This window comes from Ramlibacter alkalitolerans (genome assembly GCF_016722765.1).
Classification (GTDB): Bacteria; Pseudomonadota; Gammaproteobacteria; order Burkholderiales; family Burkholderiaceae_C; genus Ramlibacter; species Ramlibacter alkalitolerans.
Window position 1 is genome coordinate 61,940 of sequence record NZ_JAEQND010000013.1, and the last position, 17,154, is coordinate 79,093.

Below are 17,154 nucleotides of genomic sequence, written 5' to 3' on the forward strand. Positions count from 1 at the left end.
TTCGCTAGCGGCTCAGGCCACCGCGGAAAGTGCCCGCCTTGCAGCCTTCGCGCACATGGCTGGTGCGCGCCGGCTCGCTGAGCGCTTCCGTCAGCGTGGATTCCGTGACGCCCTTCCAGCGCAGAGGCTTGGCCAGTTCCACTGCGGCCAAGCACACGCTGTTGGTGACTTCTTCCGGCACTTCCAGCGGGCGGTCGCGCAGCTGCTTGCGCGCGGTCTGGGTAATCGCCTGGCGGTGGTTCTGGTCTTGGCTGTAGACGATGACCATCCGGTCAAAAATGATTTCGCTGGCGCCATCGCCGCCGCGCAGGGGCATGCCCACCTTCCAGGCAACGTCCAGCATCTTCTGCCGTTCCTTGGGCGGCTTGAAGCTCGATTCGACTTCCACCCAGTCGGCCACGACGGTGCCAGGCCGGTAGCCGCGGCTCTCGCCGGGATAGAGCACCAGGCCGTCGGGCACCTTGCCGTAGTGCTTGGTGAAGTCCTCGCGCGAGAGCGGGCACCAGCCGTGGTTGATGGCGTACTCGCCGAAGGCCTCACCGCCCTTTTCGATGGTGTGCAGCAGGTAGTTGGTGGCCAGAGTGCGGTGCCAGAACTGCGGGCCCGCCACGCCCTGGATGTTGTAGCCCGCGTTGGTGGGCAGACCGTATTCGTTGGACAGGAGTGCAGCCGCGCGGCTGGTCAGCACGTAGGACGTTTCACCGAGTGAGTTCTGCCGGGGCAGCAGGAGCCCCTTTTCGAGCATTCGCGCGATGGTGCGCGCTGCCATCTTTTCGGCGGATTCCGCGGACGAGCCGTGCCAGCCGGCGCGCGAAATTTCCGCGCGTCGCATGTGGCCAAAGAAGCGGACGAACTTCAGCACGCCGACTTCGTTTTCGAAGGCGACGGAGCGGCTGTCTGGCTTTTTCAGTTCGTCGGACATCTGGGCTCTCCACGGGCTTTCATCCACCGTGTAGCTACCGGCTTCGCACGAGGGTGCTGGCGTCGGCGCGCGCCTTAGTTCGGGTCGAGCAGGTGCAGCACGACTTCCGGCTTGGCGTCCTTCGGAATGACGCGCTCCACCGTGGTCGTGAGGCTGTCGCCGTCGCGCCGCACGACTTCGTAGCCCACGACACGCTGGTCATAGATGAACGAGCGTGCACACGGGCCCGGGTCGCACTGCTCGTGCGCGATGGTCAGCTGCCGCTGGTACTTCGGCGTGACCGACACGACTTCCGGCGCGGCTTGAGCGCCGAAGGCGGCGATGAGGGCGATGGCGACAAAGAGCGTTTTCATGGGTTCGGGCTTTCGTTGTGTTGCGGCTCACGCGCGCGGACGCGCGCCGGTGGCGGTAGCAGCACCTTTTTTCGCTGCCGGTACCTACACGTCTCAAAAGGCGGCGTGAGGCCTGTCCAAGAAGTTAGACAGCTGCCGCCGCCGCTCCGTGCAACACAGATAGCACTTCGGACTCAAGATGACTCGAACCGGACATATCGCAACCGGCTGGGGCGCTGCCGCCCTCGCCTACGCCTTGGCTCACCGCCTGGGCCTTTCCGGTTTGCTGCCCTGGATTGCTGCCATCGGCGCGCTCCCCGGCGTCACTGCGCCGGACTGGATGGAGATTGCCTGGTTCGACGACAAGGGGTGGCGCAAGAGCGTCATTCCGCACCGCACCTGGACGCACTGGCTGCCGCTGTGGGCCCTCGCGTTCGCCCTGTGCTACTTCAATGTGCAGCAGGCCTGGTGGGTCAGCGCGGGTTTGGGCTTCGCCGTAGGTGGACTCACACACCTGGCCATGGATGTCCCGAATCCCACCGGCATCCCGATTTCCCGCCCGACGCGGCGCCGCTTCAGCCTCAGGTGGTGGCGCAGCGACCAGATGGTCATGCCGATGGTGTTCCTCACCTGGGTTGCGGGCGCCTGGGCGCTGAAGGCCTCAGGGGCGCTCGACTCGGCGCTGGCCGTGTTTTCTGCCTGACCGGCAGCGGGCACCGTTTTTGGCGGCCGTTCGCTACACGTAGTGAACACACCAAAACGGGAGCCCTAATGGCCATCACCACTTCTCTTCGCAAGCAAGCAGGTTCTGTGACCAGCTTCCTTCTGTTCGCACTCGTGGCGATTGGCGTTGGCGTGCTGGTCCTTGACCTCTACGCGATGCGCGCCGCGGCGGCCCCGGAACAAACGCTGACGCACCAAGCGAAACGGCTCGGTGCGGGCGGTGCACAGGCTGCCGTCGACGAAATGATGAACGGCAAGAAGGCTGCTCCGGCCCGTAAGTAGGCGACTGGCCGCTCCGTGAACCGAACAACTTGGCGCCACCGCGGTCGAAAGCAGGCCCCGGCGCGCTTCGCCGTCCCTGCCCGCTGTTCTTGATGCAATCAATGTTTGACTTCAACCCTCAAGTTCTCTCCGCTGCGTTTGTGGCTGCGGCCGTCGGCAGCCAACTCGCCCGCGTCGGCTACTGGGCGCCACAACGGCTGGAATTCGAGTGGGCGCTTGCGGAATACCAGGCGCGTGGCGTGCCGGCCGAACACGTCCCGGAACCCGTCTTCGAGCAGCCCGACCTGCAGGCGCGGTTGCTGCAAGGCGGTCTCAGCGCCCTTGCCGCGGCTCTCGCGGTCTCCAGCTTCGGCGTGGCACCGGCGGCACTGGCCGCCATCGTCTTCCTGCTGGTCCTGCAAGTCCTGGCGCTCGCCGACTTCCGCTCGCAGCTGCTGCCGGACATGCTGACCTTGCCGTTCCTGTGGGGCGGCCTGCTGCTCGCCGCGGCTGGTGCCGGCTTCGTTGGCCCCGCTGCGGCGGTTCAGGGGGCTGCCGTCGGTTATGCAGCCTTGTGGCTGCCCGCGTACCTGTACAAGCGCCTGGCTGGCGAGGACGGCCTCGGCGGCGGCGATGCGAAGTTGCTGGCCGGCGTAGGGGCGTGGCTTGGCCCAATCGCAGCGGTGAACACGCTGGCCACCGGTGCGGTGCTGGCGTTGCTGGTGCCGCTTATCGCGCTGCTGCGGGGCAATGATGCGCGGGCAGGATTCGCGTTCGGCCCTGCGCTGGCGCTTGCCGCTGCGGGCTCGCTGATGGGCGCGGGCTTGACGGACTTCATCCACTGGGTGCGCTGGGGCTGACCACGCAGAACGCCAGCGGCAGCCACTTGTCTGTATGCATACAAACTCTGGAGCCCGCGAATGAACACCCCCGCTAAACCCACCAAAGCTTCCCGCTGGGCAGACGTTGCCGGCGAATTGGTGTTCGGCCTCGACATGCTCATCACAACCGGGTGCGGCGCGGCCTTGCTGGTCGGCCTGGCGATGGTGACCGGAGTTTTCGGTGCGGATGCGGCGGTCGAAGGCAAAGCACTGGTCGCCCGCCTGCTCGGCAGCTGGATGACCGGCAGCTATGCGGTCAGCGGGGTGCTCGCCCTCGTGCTAATCGCAGGGCTGTGGTGCTGGAGCGCGGCGAGGAAGCGCAGAAAGGCCCTGCGCGCCAAGACTGCGACCTGAAGGAGACGTTCTCCGGCCACCAACCCGCCCTCGCCGGCGGGTTCTTTGTTTTAGCCCTAACACTTTTAAGGCACCGCGGTCTGAGAAGTTCAGTAGCTATATGCGTCAGTCCCAACTACCAGCAGAGACACCCCGTGAAGAACGAGAGCGAGCAACCATCCATCATCAAGGTCATCGGCGTAGGCGGCGCCGGCGGCAATGCAGTACGCCACATGATTCAAAAGGACTTCTCGGGTGTCCAGTTCGTCTGTGCGAACACCGACGTGCAGGCGCTGGCTGCCACCGGAGCTGCGTCGCTCCTGAAGCTCGGTGAAACGGGTTTGGGTGCAGGCTCGAACCCTGACGTAGGGCGCGAGGCTGCGCGCGAAGCCAAGAAGCAGGTCGCGGAAGCGCTGCGCGGCGCCAACATGCTGTTCATCACCGCGGGCATGGGCGGCGGAACGGGTACTGGCGCAGCGCCGGTCATTGCCGAAATTGCGCGCGAGATGGGCATCCTCACCGTGGGCGTGGTCACCAAGCCGTTCGCCTTCGAGGGCGCCAGGCGCCGCAAGCAGGCCGAAGCCGGCATCTACGAGCTGGCGCAGCACGTGAACTCGCTGGTGGTCGTTCTCAACGACAAGCTGCTCGAGGTCCTCGGCGAAGACGTGACGCAAAAGGATGCGTTCGCGGCCGCGGACGACGTGCTGTACGGCGCGGTCTCCGGAATCACCGAGGTCATCACCGGCGCCGGCGTGGTCAACGTCGACTTCATGGATGTGCGCACCGTGATGAGCAACACCGGTCGCGCGATGATGGGCTACGGCGCCGCTGCAGGGCCCGAGCGCGCCGCAACGGCTGCCCGCCAGGCCATCGCCTGCCCGCTGCTGGAAGGGGTGAACCTGGCCAGCGCCAAGGGCGTGCTGGTGAACATCACCGCCTCGTCCGAGAGCTTGCGCATGCGCGAACCACGCGAGGTCATGGACATCATCCGTGGCTTCGTGGACGAGGACGCCACCATCATCTACGGTGCGGTCTATGACGACAGCATGGGAGACGCAATTCGCGTCACCGTGGTGGCCACGGGGCTGGAAGATGCGTCCGGCGCGCGCGGCACTCCGGCTGCTGCTGCGCCTTCGACGGTGACCGTGCCGGTGCTGACCGAAGTTGTCGCCAAGCCGCCCATCGAAGAACCTGCTGTGGCGAAACCGCGCACGGCATTCGACGACCCGTGGGCTGCGCGCGAGCGGCCTGCGGTTTTCCGCTCCAACAGGGCCTCTGCCCTGCCGCTGGACGTTGACCTGCAGGAGCTGGCGCAAGGGCCTGGCCCCGTGCAGGGCCGGGCAACCCCTGAGGTGCCGGCTTCCCTGCCCGTGCGCCAACCCGCGCGTCCCTCGCACGAACGTAAGGAGTTGGCTCAGACGCGGCAGTCTCACAAAGAGGGCGAAGGGTGGCTGAACGACCGCATCCCTGCTTGGCTGCGCAAAGCAGCGGCCTGAAAACCTGTTCTCTGGCCCGCAGCCTGCCCGCGTGACGTGTGGGCGAGTCCTGGACGAACATAGGGCGAGGAGCAATGTCGAATGAGGGTAGTGGCTACACGTTCCATCCGCACCGGAGAAATTGCATGTCAAACACCAACCGAACGAAAAAGCCGCCCTTCTGGACAGCCCTGGCCTGCACCGTGGCCTCGCTTCTCGAGACTCTCATGAGGCTCAGCCTGACCCTCGCTCTGATTGCCTTGAGTCTGGCTCTGGCCGTCGCTGCCACCATGGCAACAGGGACGTTCGGGGGTGCTGTCGCGGCGCAGGGTAGCGGATTGCTGCATGGTCTTTTCGGGTGCTTGCCTGGCGCGTCTGCCGCCTACCTCGTTCTCCATGTGGTGAACAGGCGGTTGGTGAACAAGGCGGGGCCCGCGTCCGACGCCGCCTGAAAACCCGTTGTTCAGCATGGAACCCGCCCAAGTGGCGGGTTTCTCGCTTCAGGACTTAACGCAACGGGTCGAGCACTGTCGAAAGAGGGTTGGTCGCTACACGCGAATAACACCACCTCTTTCGAAAATGACAACGCTATTCATCGCCGAAAAGCCCTCGATGGGCCGCGCCATCGCCGCTCGACTCAAGCCGGTGCGCAACGCTCCGGGCTTCATCGAGTGCGCCGGCGGAAAAATCGTGACCTGGTGCGTCGGCCACGTGTTCGAGAACGCCGCGCCGGACGACTATGACGAGGAGCTCAAGAAGTGGAGCTTCGACGCGCTGCCCATCGTGCCGAAGTCCTGGAAGCTCCTGCCCAAGGACAGCGCCAAGGCGCAGATTCGCGTCATCAAGGACCTGCTGGCAAAGGCCACCAACGTGGTGCACGCTGGCGACGCGGACCAGGAAGGCGAGCTGCTGGTGTACGAGCCGCTGGAGCAGCTCAAGTACAAGGGCCCCGTTCAGCGTCTGTGGCTCTCCGCGATGGACGACGCGTCTATCGACAAGGCCCTGGCTACCCTGAAGCCAGGTGCGGCCACCTATCCGCTCAAGACTGCCGCAGAGGCGCGTTCGCGCGTGGACTGGCTCATCGGCATGAACCTCACGCGGGCCTATACGCTCGCTGGCCGGCGCGCCGGCGGCCAGGGCGTTCTGTCGGTCGGCCGCGTGCAGACACCCACGCTCGGCCTGGTGGTGCGGCGCGACCTCGCAATCGAGAACTTCAAGCCGCGCGACTACTTCGAGGTCTTCGGCACCTTCAAGGTCGGTGCGACGAACGTCCGCGCCAAGTGGCTCTCGCCCAAGGAAGGCGCAGGCATCGACGAAGAAGGCCGGCTTCTCGACCGCAAGGTCGCCGACGCGCTGGTCGCGAAGGTCACCGGCCGCCCCGGCAAGGTCTCCGCCTTCGAGTCGAAGAAGCAAAGCCAAGGCGCGCCGCTGCCGTTCTCACTGTCCGCCCTACAGTCCGCCGCTTCCGCGAAGTTCGGCATGTCGGCGCAAAAGGTGCTGGACACCTGCCAGGCGCTCTACGAAACGCACAAGCTGACGACCTATCCGCGCTCGGACTGCCAGTACCTGCCGGACTCCATGCATGCCGAGGCTCCGACGGTGCTGCGCGCCATCGCCAAGAGCTATCCGGCGCTTGCGGCGCTGGCCGGTCGTGCAAGTGCGAGCAAGAAGTCGGGTGCCTTCAACGACAAGAAGGTGTCGGCTCACCACGCCATCATCCCGACGCTCTCCGGCGGCGACACGTCGCGGCTGTCGAAGGACGAACAGCAAATCTACGACCTGATTTGCCGCCACTACGTCGCGCAGTTCTTCCCGGACTTCGATTACCTGCAAAACTCGGTGGAATTCGAGACGATGGGCGAGAAGTTCGCCGCCACGGGCCGCCAGGTGCTCAAGCCTGGCTGGAAAGAGGTGTTCGGCGCATCCGCTGACGAAGAGGACGACGACCAGGACAAGCAGGCCATCCCGACCTGCAGCAAGGGAGACTCGGCGCCCTGCGTGAAGGCGGAAGTCGCCGCCAAGCAGACCAAGCCGCCGGCACGCTTCACGGAAGGCACTCTTATCAAGGCGATGGCGAACATCCAGGCTTTCGTCACCGACCCGGCCATCAAGAAGCTCCTGAAGGAGTCCGCCGGCATCGGCACCGAGGCCACGCGCGCGTCCATCCTGGAGACGCTGAAGAACCGCAAGTTCCTGGAAACCAAGGGCAAGCAGCTCATCTCCACGCCGGCTGCGCGGGCGCTCATCGCCGCGTTGCCCGCGGTGCTGACGCAGCCTGACCTGACGGCCATCTTCGAGCAGCGCCTGGAAGAAATCCGCCAGGGCGCGAGCTCCGACGAGTTCTTGACCAAGCAGGTGGCCTTTGTCACCAAGCTGGTGGGCGACGCCAAAGGCTCCTCGGTTTCCGTCGTGGCCGCACCCCAGTACAAGTGCCCCATTTGCGACAAGGCCCTGCGCCGCATCCCTAAGAGTCCTGGCGGCTTCTTCTGGGGTTGCAGTGGTTACCGGGAGACCGGCTGCAAGGGCTCGGCGAGCGACAAGAACGGCAAGCCGGATTTCGGTAGCGGTGGCGCCAAGCCTTCCTACCCGGCGAAGGGCTCCAGCTCCTCGAGCTCGCCCAAGCCCGCGCACCGCCCCGCCTTCAAAAAGAAGTAGCCCGGAACGGCTTCCGCCCTCGCGCGGGAGCCAGCACCTTTTTGAAAGGCCATTCGCTACACGTCGTACGAAAACAGAAAACCACCGCTGGAGCAGAAATGACCAAGCTTGCCAACCCCACCCTGTCGCGCGCCGAATACCTGGCCGTGTGCTACGCGCTGTTCCGCGGGGACGGCTGCGCTTCGGTCAGCGACGCATTCAACATCACCGAGGAAACCGTGCAGGCCATCGCGCAGCACGCGGGCCTGAACTCGGACCTGTTCCCGAAGCCGGACCGCACCGGCACCAAGATTCTGCCGGTGGGCGACGTCCAGGACATGCTGGGCCTGCGTGCCGACGGCTTCCCGCTGGACACCGCGGCGCAGACCGCTGGCGTGTCGCCGGCGACCGTGCAGTACATCGAAGACAAGGCCTTCAACGTGCGCGACCAGGCCTGCACCGGAACGCACGGCCGCAAGAAGGAGCGTGCGTACGAGTGGGCACTGTCCTGCGACAAGGGCTGGGTGTTCGCCATCCTTCGCCTGCGCAAGACGCTGCGTAAATCCCGCCGCGTGGCGCGCGCCCTGGGCATGTGCGAATACCGCGTGAAAGCCATCTACGCCCTGTACGGCCAGTAAGCGGTCAAACGAAAGCCGTCCCCGGATGTCTAGAAGGCTCCGGCGGCGGCTTTTTTGTTCCCGCCTCGAAAACATGCCTGCCGTGCGCCTTCACTTCGCCCTACTCCTCACCGTCGCCGTTCTGGCTCCCGCGCCTGTGCGCGCCGGGACCGCGGAAGCATCCTTCACGGTTTCGGTCACGCTGGCCACCACCGAACATGCCAGTGAGCAGCTCTGCCCGTTGGGGCGGCTCAACGGAATCCAGCGTGGCGCCCTGTCCCCCACGAAGATGTACGTGACGGCGGTGGGCGGGGCAGTTCGAGAGGTCTCGCGCGCCGAGCGCGCCAAGCTCGAATGCCGGGGTGCGAACTTGGCGGCCGTGCTCTCCGGCGCAAGCACGCCGGCTGCAGAACTTCTCATCGAGTACTGAGCGCCCGCCGCGCACCCTGCATCGAGCCCCGCGTGTGCGGGGCGTTTGTTTGCGGCAACATTGCCACGCGCCGACGCGCTTGGCTCTGTCGCTCGTCAAGCCAACCTTCAACAGTGCTGCAAGAATGCCAGATATGTCTCTGCGAAAACTCGCTCAGTTTGACTTCTACGGCATGTACTCAAACGAGCCGGGCATGGGCCGGATGCCGCCACGCGAGCAATGGCTCATCCTTAATCAGGTCTGGCCTGAGGTGTCCGAGGGCTCGCGAGGAAATGCAGTCATGGCGCCTGAGGACGCAGAACGTCTGGAGAAACTCTTTTTGATGTTCGGGGTGCCCATGAAGGTCGCCGAGAACTCTCTGGAGATAGTCGGGCGGGCGTACGACGTGTTTGCGCTGGCCCTGGAGCCCTGGGTGGGTAACAAGTTCCGTTACTGGGACAGCTTTGACCGGTTCGCCCACGACTGGCCCGAGGACTGGCGCAAGTACATCGAGGCCGTTGCGCGGGAAGACCATGCGGAAGCGCGCCAGTGGGCCGTCAAGCTGCAACCGCTTTCGCCCGACTGCGTTTTCCCGCCAGGGGTGCCTACGCCGGCCGACTTCAAGAGAGACGCGGAGCGGTGGAAGGCAGAAGAAGAAGCGAAGAAGCGCTCCCCCTGACCGCGCCGTGGTCGCGCAGGCCCTCGAACTTGGTGTCGAAGAAGACTCGGGACACGGGTTTCGCTCTTAGACCTCGATGACGCAGGCCCACTGGAACGCCTGGTTCTCGAACACCACGTCCTTGGCCTCGCGCGCGAAATTCGTGCTGCGCGGATAGCCAAGGGGGTTCGCCACAATCCTGCAGCGGCCCACTCTGTAGTCGAAGCTGTCGTGCACGTGGCCGTGCAGCCAGAGGTCCGCTTTCGGCACCAAGTCGCTCAAGTCGCTCACGAATGCGGCGTTCAGCGGGTCGCCCGCGTAGCGCGGGTGTACCGAGAGTCGATGGGGGCCGTGGTGTGTCACAACCACCGTCTTGCCGTCGTAGCGTTTGGCTAGCTCCGCGTCCAGCCAGGCGCGGGACTTCTCGTGCTCACGCAGCGCGTCGGCAGTGCTGAATCGCTGGTCGTGCGGCATCCGGATTCTGAAGTGGTCGCTGATGCGCTGCTGCGCGTGCTCCATCAGCTGGCGCTGCGTGCGATTGAGCTGCAGGCGGTAGTCTGTCCACAGCGTCGAGCCAAGAAAGCGAACGCCGCCGAAATCCACGACGTCATCATCCATGAAGCGGATGGACGTGCCCTCGCACTCCGAGCGCAGCTGCTGGCGCAGTTTCTGGAATTCGTGCCCGTAGAACTCGTGATTGCCGGGCAGGTACAGGACCGGCACTGGCCAGTGGCCGAAGAAGTCAACGGCTTCCAGCCCGTTGGCGATGTCCCCTGCCAGCACCAGAACGTCCGCGCCGTGGGCGTGCAAAATCACCCGCTCGCCAGGGAAGTTCCGGCGCAGGTGCTCGAGGTGCAGGTCACTGGCAAGCTGGATTCGCATTGGGGTCGTGGTGGCGTCAGCTAAGTTTGACACCGCTCAGCCGTATTTGTCCCGCCGGCGGTGGCTGCCTTGCGCTCACCTGTCCGAAAGCAGCGACGCGACAGCCTCTTCGGCGGCAGAAAACTTGTCTTTCAGCAGCCGGTAGACCACGCCGGTGCTCTCCAGGACCTCGCGAATCTGCCGGCACTTCTCTCGCGCCTGGTCTTCCGTCTCGTTGCGGCCCACTGGTGAATAGCGCGTCGTGCGCTCCAGCAGGAAGTTGCGGTTGTCGTAGGAGTTGGACACCTGCAGCACCAGGTCGCGGAACGCCGGGAAGTAGTTCGGCGGCGTGTACGCCAGGCACATGAGCAATGGCGAGTCCATGATGATGAAGTCGAGGGGCTGCTTGCGCAGGACTTCCAGCCGGTTGTTCTGCTTGGCAAATAAGTAAAGCTGGTCCTGCAGCGTGCTGGTGTGCCCCGCCCAGGTCGCCACCTTCGCGAACTCCGGCACGTATTCGGCCTCGTAGCCTGCTGCCTTCAGGTCGGCGAACACGCGCGCGGCGGTGGTCGTCTTCCCCGCCCCGGGGCCGGCGAAGAAATTGACGACAACGGGATTGTGCTGAGTGGCGGGCGAGTTCATGAGACGTGCTGCTCGAAAGGGATGCAGCTTGTTTAGACCAGTGCTCGCGGGGTGAATCTGCTGCACAGGCGGCAACGCGAGCGCGGCGCCGTGGTCTAAGACTGGGTGCCGCCGAACATCGGCACGCTCCCACTAATACGCCCCTCACCTCTGGACCCGGCGCAAGCGCGGTGCTCCACGTGGGGGGTTTCTTTTTGGTTGCACGGGACAGCACTTTCCCGAAGGCCCGGTAGCTACACGTCGTATGCAACTGAAAACCGGAGCCCGCCAATGTTCGTGAACATCCTCACCGCAGTCGCTCTAGCCACCGTCCTGACTCTTGGCCTGGTCACGCTCTACTACGAAGACCTGGACGCCAAGGGCGCATGCCTGGTGCTCGGTGTCATGTCGGCAATCCTGGGCGTCCTGTACGTGTCGGGCGCCTTGACGGCGCTTCTTCCGGCGTGACGTAACCCAGAGAGCAGCGATGTCCGCCCAACCCGTCACCGCCTGGTTCCAGAAAATCCACACCGAGGACAAGAGCGCCCCGGTGCGCTACGGCTACAACCACTGGGAAGCTGGCCACGGCCTGGGAGCCAAGCCGACCGACCCCTTCAAGCGGGGCTGGGCCAAGACACTGTGGAAGAAGCTGGAAGGCCAACTGGTCGACCAAGGCCCGGGCACGTCGCCGAAGCTGGTGCTCCCGCCGCTGGAGCCCGATATGGTGACGCGCCTGGACGTCGACGACTAAGCCAAGGGGCTAGCGAAACACAACAAGGGAGCCGCGGCTCCCTTGTGCGTTGTGCGTGTCGTTCAGCGGTCCGAGCGTCCGCTCTTGTCGTTCGCGCGGCCGAAGCGCTGCTCGAGAGCTTCGTTCCACATGGCGTCGAACACTGCCGCCATTTCGACCGGGGCTGTCTCGGCGCTGAAACCACCGCGGCCCAGCGTCCGCGTGCCGTGGCCCGCGTGCACGGACAGCGCGCGGAACTGGAACTTGCCTTCGTTGCGGTCATCCGCTTCGACCACCCCTACCTGCGCGAGGTACGGGTTGGCGCGGAAGTACAGGTCGGCTCGCTTGCCGTTGCTGTAGGCGGCGCCCTGGTGCACGACGATGAATGCTGGGGTCATGGCTTGGAATCCTTTGCTGCGGGCACCTCGTTCGCGCCCGCTCGCATGTATGACCGACGTCAGCCCCTGTTGTTCGAGCCAGGGGGTGCAAAAGATGCCTTTGGTGCTAATCGCGCGAGCCTGCGGCGGCTAACGAAAGGCGAGGAGCGCTGTCCAAGAACGGTAGCCACCACCGACCCTGGAGCTTTGGCCTCAATGAATAACTACTGCCGACCGACCGCGATTGCGTTCGTCGCTGCCCAAATGCTGTGGGCCGGCGTCGCTGCGGCCGAAGAGTACGCGCCGGCGCCCACAACCGCCTCGGTTGCCGCGCCTGCCCAGCCCACGCTCGCGGAGCGCCTGGACAAGGACATGCAGGTGCCCGCCATGCCTGCAAAGGCCGAAACGCACGGACGCAGTGGCGGCAACGCCATCGTGGAAGTGGACGCACCGGCCAAGCCGCTGAACATCGTGATGCGCGCCGAGCAGGCCACCGATGCACTGCCGGCGGTCACCGTGAGCCCGGTGAAGATTTCCCGCGACAGCACGCTGGAAGAGTCGCTGCGCCTGGTGCTCGCGGCTTCCGGTGCTGACATTTCCCTGTCGCTGCATCCGGACCTCGCGCCCAAGGCGGACACGGGGAGCGCTGGCTCCGGCGCCGTCGGTCTTCGCGGCTCGCTTACCGACGTTCTCGACGAGCTGAGCCAAAGCTACGGCTTCCACTACACCTTCGACGCCAGGAAATCCGTTCTTCGGGTTTTGCCCGAACGGATGTACGTGCTCGAGTTCCCGCCGCAGGCCGAAATCGCGGAAGCCACCGCCAAGACGTTGCCCGGGCTGGGCGCGCAGGACGTGAACTACAACCCGAGCACCAGCCTCGTTTCGTTCCGGGCCAGCCGCCGCGTGGCGGAAGACGTCGCCGCATACGTCAAGCAAGTCGCCGCGGAACAGCAGCAAATCACCTACGAGGTCAGCGTCATCGAAGTTCGCCTGGACGACGATGCGACCGCGGGCATCCAGTGGGACAAGCTGGGCTGGGCGTCCGGCAACAGCAGCCTGAGCTTCTCCACCAAGTCCACCGGCGCCGCCCTCACTGGTGGCATCGGGATGGGCATGAAGTACGCCGTAGGCAACCTCGCGCTCGACGGAATCCTGTCCTTCCTGCGCACGCAGGGTGCCGTGCGCATCATGAATCAGCCGGTCGCTCACGTGCAGTCCGGCCTGACCGCCAAGTTCGACAACCAGAACTCCATCACCTACGTGAGCTCGGTCGGCACCACGGCGGTAGGCAACGGCAACGCGACCAGCACCACGATGCAGACCAGCGCCGTGAAGGTCGGCACCGCGATGGAAGTCTCCGGGCGCGTTCGCGAAGGCACCGTCTACACGCGAATCAAGCTCACGATGAGCGAGCTGGTGGGGATGAACACCGTGACCAGCGGTGACTCCACGCTGCAGCTTCCCGAAACCTCGGACCGCACCATCGAAACGCCGTCCGTGCGCGTTCGCCCGGGCGAGGCCGTGCTCCTGGGTGGAATCATCACCACGCGCGACGAAACGCAGCGCGAAGCCCCGAATGTGCCCTTCCTGAAGGACCTCTTTGCCACCCGCAGGCAGCAAAAGGGCTCTCGCTACGAACTGGTGGTCGTCCTGCGCCCGAGCGTGACCACCTTCGAACCCGCCAAGGTGCCGCAATGAAGAAGCTCCTGACCATTCTCGCACTGGCAGGCCTTTGCAGTGGCGCTGCCCTGGCGGGTCCAGCGACCGCGCCCGCTGCCGCCCCGGCGCTGGCCATGACCACCAATCCGTTTGGTGCTCGCTCCCCCGCTGCCCCGGCTCCCGTGACGGCTCCGGCCCCCGGCCAGCCGTATGGGCTCGCCGTCCCGAACCTCGATTCCATGGACACGCCCAAGGCCTTCCAGGAGACCTTCGAGCGGCAAGGCATCAAGCTGCTGCAAACCACGATGAAGGTCGTCGGCCTCGGCCAGGACTTCGCCATGCTGCGCATGCTCGACCCGTCCGGCGCGCCCACGCAGTCGCTGCTGGTGCGCGAGGGAGAAAGCGTCGTGCTCGGTGACGGCAAGCCGTATTCGGTCAAGTTGACCGGCCGCAGCTTGAACGAGCGCCGCGTGCAGTTCTACTTCAAGAACACCCTCGTCTTCGAGTCGGACGTCGCGGCCCCGACGCCTCGAAAGGCCCTGCCCGGCCAGGTCACGCCAGCGCCTGTGCTGGTGCCCGCTCGCTGAAACCGGCCCCCGCCAGACGCGGGGGCTGTGTTCTTGCCACGAATCGGCCGCTGGCCTGTCCAACGTGGATACCGCCACTGACCGCCATTGGATTGCGCTGATGACCGACCAACAACTCGCCGAGCGACTGCTGCAGATGGGCCGAATTGAGCTCACGCAGCTCGAAAACGCCAAACGCATCCAGCAGCACCTGTCCGACTGTGGGCAGGCTGGCGCTCGCCTGTCCGACATCCTGATGGCGCGCCGGTACGTCACCGACGCCGACATCGTGGCTGCCTCGCAGAATGACACCGCCGCCAGCGGCGTTGCACTGTCCGTGGACATCCCAGCGCACCTGTGCCACCGGCTGAAGCTCAAAGTCATCGGCGTGGTGGGCAAGGAGTTGCACGTGGCACCGCTGCGGCGCCTGACCGAGCGCGAGCTCGCCGAACTGAAGGACGCAGCGTTCCGCTCCGGCATGGCCGTGGACAAGGTGGTGCAGGTCCCGGGCGACCAGGGCGAGATTCTCCAAGCCCTGAAAAGCCGGACGGTTGACTCGCACTCCCTTGCGCGCGAAATCGCGGCGCTGAACCGCAACCCGGACAACGGCAACGCCGGGGACATCCTGGTTGCCATCATCCAGGACGCCATTCAGTCCCGCTCCTCGGACATCCACATCGACAAGGACAGCAGCCCGGAAACCTGCTCCATCTCGTACCGCATCGACGGCCAGCTGCGCCTGCGCTTCCTGCTGACGCCGGCCTCGGCCAGCGTGCTGGTTTCGGTTCTCAAGGGCCGCTCCGGCATGGACTTTTCGGACACACGCCACCCGCAGGACGGCCGCGTGGATGTGGAGTTCCAGGGCCGCCGCGTCGACGTGCGCGTGGCCTCGCTGCCCCTGTCCGGCGAGTCGGAGACGGTGACACTGCGGATTCTCGACCCCAACAACTTCAAGTCGCTCGAAATCCTGCTGCAGGACCACCCGCAGCTGCTCGAAGAACTCGTGACGGCCACCCGGCTGCCGGTGGGCAAGATGCCCGGCCTGCTGCTCATCACCGGCCCGACGGGCACCGGCAAGTCCACGACGCTGTACGGCGTCATCAACTCGATGGACAAGGACCGGCTGAACATCATGACCAGCGAGGACCCCATCGAGCAGAACGTGCCGGGGATTCGCCAGACGCTAGCCAACGAAGCGACGGGCCTGACCTACGCGAGCATCCTGCGCGCGCAGATGCGCCAGGACCCGGACGTGCTTGTCGTGGGCGAGTGCCGCGACTGCGAAACCTCGGAAGCACTGCTTCGCGGTGGCGAGTCGGGCCACCTGATGATGTCCACGGTGCACGCCTCATCGTCGCTCGAGGCGCTCACGCGCGTGCTGAACCTGCTTTCTCCCGCCTACCGCCCTGTCGGCATCGCCACGCTCGCGAGCCTGCTCAAGGGTGTGACGAACCAGCGCCTGGCGCGCAGGCTGTGCTCCTGCTGCGAGCGTGTGCCGGCGTCCAGCGTCCTGGCCCCGCAGGAACTGGCGGAGTACGGCCTGGCACCCGGCTTTCTCGTCGGTCGCAAGGTCGGCTGCGAAAAGTGCGGCCGCACGGGCTACTTCGGCCGGGTGCTCGTCCCCGAAGCCGTGTTTGTAGACAACCGCCCCTCGACCCGCGAAGCCATCCGGGAAATCCTGGCGGACAACAAGGGAGTGGAGCCCATCCTGTCGGTGGACGGCGTGACGTACTTTTCGCGCAAGGATTCCGCTGGCCGCCTGCTCAAGGCCGGCCTCATCGACATCGACACCGTGCGTGCCGTCACCGGAGACCGCGGCTGATGCAAAAGAACTTCTTCTACCGCGTGCACTTCCACGACCGCGTTCTCGGGCGCAAGCTGCACAAGGACTACTACATGACCTCGGAGAAGGAAGCCCGTCGCCGCGGCTTCGCCGAGTGCGGCGAGGTGCTGTCCGTCGAGCGGCGCTCGGAGTCGCTGTTTGCGCGCACGAAGTTCTCCAAGGACTACAAGCTGGTGTTCCTGAACGCGCTGCGTTTCCACGTCGAAGCAGGGGCGTCCGCGGGCAAGGCGCTGCAGCGCTTCATCGAGTCCGAGAGCAATCCGAAGCTGCGTCTGAAGCTGCAGGGCGCGCTCGACATCCTGTCGCGCGGCGGCTCCTTCTCGGATGCGATGGACGCCCTGAACATGATGGACGGCGCGTCGCTGGCGCTCCTGAAGACTGGCGAGGCCACGGGCAGGCTGTCCGAAGCGGTGATTTCGTGCGCCGAACACCTGGAAAACAACAAGGCGTCCCGCCTGATGCGGTACCTGAAGCTCAAGGCCATCGGCTGGGAGTTCTTCATGGGCTTCTCGGGTGTGCTGTCCGTGCCCGCTGCGCTCAAGCACCTGGAAGAAACGGGCCTGAAGACGGATGACGAGGCAAAGCTCGCGGCGTTCAAGGCGGCGATTGCGCACGCTCACCTGGTGACGAACGTCACCATCTGGGGCACGGCCCTGGTCTTCGCCCTGCTCACGCTCATCGTGGTCGCCTACTTCGAGGGCAGCGGCAAGTCTCGCGCCTTCGTGGAGCGGCTGCTGGACCGCATCCCGTTCATCAAGGCCATCCTGGTGGACTCCGCCATGTCGGAGTCGATGCAGGTCATGAGCCGGCTCATTCGAGGCCGCATCTCCTTCGGAGACGCCGTTCACCTCACGGTGACGAACAACAAGAGCCCGCTGGTCAAGGAGTTCTGGGCGCGCGTGAATTCGCGCGTTGCACACGGCACGTCGTTGGCCAGGGCCGTTTCGGACGACCCGGCGCTCACGCACGACGAACAAGTTGTTCTTGCCGCGCACCAGGACATGAGCCAGTTCTCGCGCGCGCTCAAGCAGCTTAGCGACAACCGGTACCGCACATACGAGGCGGGCTGGGACCGGGCGGTGAAATTGTCCTTCTGGGCGATGCTGGGCTACATCGGCATCGTGCTGTTCATCGGGTACCTGGTGCTTTCCACGCAGGACATGGGCATGGCGGGAACGATGGACAGCATCGGCAACTGAGGTGAGGGGCGGGCTGGGCCCGCCCTTGCAACGGCTGCCGGGGTAAATGGTCA

General features: G+C 65.3%; 21 protein-coding genes. 16 read left to right on the top strand and 5 right to left on the bottom strand.

Annotation, left to right across the window (positions count from 1 at the left end; all coding sequences use genetic code 11):
* Positions 1-4: 4 nt before the first annotated feature.
* Together JI746_RS21680 and JI746_RS21685 are read right to left on the bottom strand one after the other, a co-directional pair.
* A complete protein-coding gene (locus JI746_RS21680) occupies positions 5-922 on the bottom strand; it encodes a hypothetical protein (protein WP_201692368.1) in 918 nt (305 codons plus the stop codon).
* Positions 923-996: 74 nt separating this feature from the next.
* The gene (locus JI746_RS21685; RefSeq protein ID WP_201692369.1) at positions 997-1,275 is read right to left on the bottom strand and encodes a hypothetical protein; all 279 of its coding nucleotides are present in this window, start codon (positions 1,273-1,275) and stop codon (positions 997-999) included.
* Between the two features lie 178 nt (positions 1,276-1,453).
* On the opposite strand from JI746_RS21685, the gene JI746_RS21690 reads away from it, so the two are divergent.
* From JI746_RS21690 to JI746_RS21735, 10 genes are all read left to right on the top strand, one after another.
* Entirely contained in the window at positions 1,454-1,957 is a 504-nt protein-coding gene (locus tag JI746_RS21690) for a metal-dependent hydrolase (protein ID WP_201692370.1), read from the top strand.
* Positions 1,958-2,025: 68 nt separating this feature from the next.
* Positions 2,026-2,259, top strand: coding sequence for a hypothetical protein (locus JI746_RS21695; RefSeq protein ID WP_201692371.1), 234 nt, complete (start codon positions 2,026-2,028; stop codon positions 2,257-2,259).
* A gap of 101 nt (positions 2,260-2,360) precedes the next feature.
* A complete protein-coding gene (locus JI746_RS21700) occupies positions 2,361-3,098 on the top strand; it encodes a prepilin peptidase (protein WP_201692372.1) in 738 nt (245 codons plus the stop codon).
* A gap of 60 nt (positions 3,099-3,158) precedes the next feature.
* The gene (locus JI746_RS21705) at positions 3,159-3,473 is read left to right on the top strand and encodes a hypothetical protein (RefSeq protein ID WP_201692373.1); all 315 of its coding nucleotides are present in this window, start codon (positions 3,159-3,161) and stop codon (positions 3,471-3,473) included.
* A 134-nt stretch (positions 3,474-3,607) separates the two neighbouring features.
* On the top strand, positions 3,608-4,948 hold the full coding sequence (ftsZ, locus tag JI746_RS21710; protein ID WP_201692374.1) for a cell division protein FtsZ: 1,341 nt from the start codon (positions 3,608-3,610) through the stop codon (positions 4,946-4,948).
* A 125-nt stretch (positions 4,949-5,073) separates the two neighbouring features.
* Positions 5,074-5,379 (top strand): hypothetical protein, encoded by a 306-nt coding sequence (locus tag JI746_RS21715; RefSeq protein ID WP_201692375.1) that lies wholly within the window; start codon positions 5,074-5,076, stop codon positions 5,377-5,379.
* A 16-nt stretch (positions 5,380-5,395) separates the two neighbouring features.
* Entirely contained in the window at positions 5,396-7,582 is a 2,187-nt protein-coding gene (locus tag JI746_RS21720) for a DNA topoisomerase III (protein ID WP_236600036.1), read from the top strand.
* Between the two features lie 98 nt (positions 7,583-7,680).
* Positions 7,681-8,199 (top strand): hypothetical protein, encoded by a 519-nt coding sequence (locus JI746_RS21725; protein ID WP_201692376.1) that lies wholly within the window; start codon positions 7,681-7,683, stop codon positions 8,197-8,199.
* A 73-nt stretch (positions 8,200-8,272) separates the two neighbouring features.
* Positions 8,273-8,608, top strand: a complete 336-nt coding sequence (locus JI746_RS21730; protein WP_201692377.1) for a hypothetical protein — start codon at positions 8,273-8,275, stop codon at positions 8,606-8,608.
* A 133-nt stretch (positions 8,609-8,741) separates the two neighbouring features.
* Positions 8,742-9,266, top strand: coding sequence for a hypothetical protein (locus JI746_RS21735; protein ID WP_201692378.1), 525 nt, complete (start codon positions 8,742-8,744; stop codon positions 9,264-9,266).
* A 66-nt stretch (positions 9,267-9,332) separates the two neighbouring features.
* Here the strand turns inward: JI746_RS21735 and JI746_RS21740 are convergent, their stop codons facing one another.
* Together JI746_RS21740 and JI746_RS21745 are read right to left on the bottom strand one after the other, a co-directional pair.
* On the bottom strand, positions 9,333-10,127 hold the full coding sequence (locus JI746_RS21740) for a metallophosphoesterase (protein WP_201692379.1): 795 nt from the start codon (positions 10,125-10,127) through the stop codon (positions 9,333-9,335).
* 75 nt (positions 10,128-10,202) lie between these two features.
* Positions 10,203-10,748, bottom strand: a complete 546-nt coding sequence (locus JI746_RS21745) for an AAA family ATPase (RefSeq protein ID WP_201692380.1) — start codon at positions 10,746-10,748, stop codon at positions 10,203-10,205.
* A 270-nt stretch (positions 10,749-11,018) separates the two neighbouring features.
* On the opposite strand from JI746_RS21745, the gene JI746_RS21750 reads away from it, so the two are divergent.
* Both JI746_RS21750 and JI746_RS21755 read left to right on the top strand, forming a co-directional pair.
* Positions 11,019-11,195, top strand: a complete 177-nt coding sequence (locus tag JI746_RS21750; protein ID WP_201692381.1) for a hypothetical protein — start codon at positions 11,019-11,021, stop codon at positions 11,193-11,195.
* A gap of 19 nt (positions 11,196-11,214) precedes the next feature.
* Entirely contained in the window at positions 11,215-11,478 is a 264-nt protein-coding gene (locus tag JI746_RS21755) for a hypothetical protein (protein ID WP_201692382.1), read from the top strand.
* A 62-nt stretch (positions 11,479-11,540) separates the two neighbouring features.
* On the opposite strand, the gene JI746_RS21760 is transcribed toward JI746_RS21755, so the two are convergent.
* Entirely contained in the window at positions 11,541-11,855 is a 315-nt protein-coding gene (locus JI746_RS21760; RefSeq protein WP_201692383.1) for a hypothetical protein, read from the bottom strand.
* A 3-nt stretch (positions 11,856-11,858) separates the two neighbouring features.
* Here JI746_RS21760 and JI746_RS21765 point away from each other — a divergent pair, with 3 nt between their 5' ends.
* From JI746_RS21765 to JI746_RS21780, 4 genes are all read left to right on the top strand, one after another.
* On the top strand, positions 11,859-13,532 hold the full coding sequence (locus tag JI746_RS21765) for a type II secretion system protein GspD (protein WP_201692384.1): 1,674 nt from the start codon (positions 11,859-11,861) through the stop codon (positions 13,530-13,532).
* On the top strand, positions 13,529-14,080 hold the full coding sequence (locus JI746_RS21770) for a hypothetical protein (protein WP_201692385.1): 552 nt from the start codon (positions 13,529-13,531) through the stop codon (positions 14,078-14,080). The genes JI746_RS21765 and JI746_RS21770 overlap by 4 nt, the downstream gene beginning before the upstream one ends.
* A 64-nt stretch (positions 14,081-14,144) precedes the next feature.
* Positions 14,145-15,881, top strand: coding sequence for a GspE/PulE family protein (locus JI746_RS21775; RefSeq protein WP_201692386.1), 1,737 nt, complete (start codon positions 14,145-14,147; stop codon positions 15,879-15,881).
* The gene (locus tag JI746_RS21780; RefSeq protein WP_201692387.1) at positions 15,881-17,101 is read left to right on the top strand and encodes a type II secretion system F family protein; all 1,221 of its coding nucleotides are present in this window, start codon (positions 15,881-15,883) and stop codon (positions 17,099-17,101) included. Before JI746_RS21775 ends, JI746_RS21780 begins: the two co-directional genes overlap by 1 nt.
* Positions 17,102-17,154: the final 53 nt, after the last annotated feature.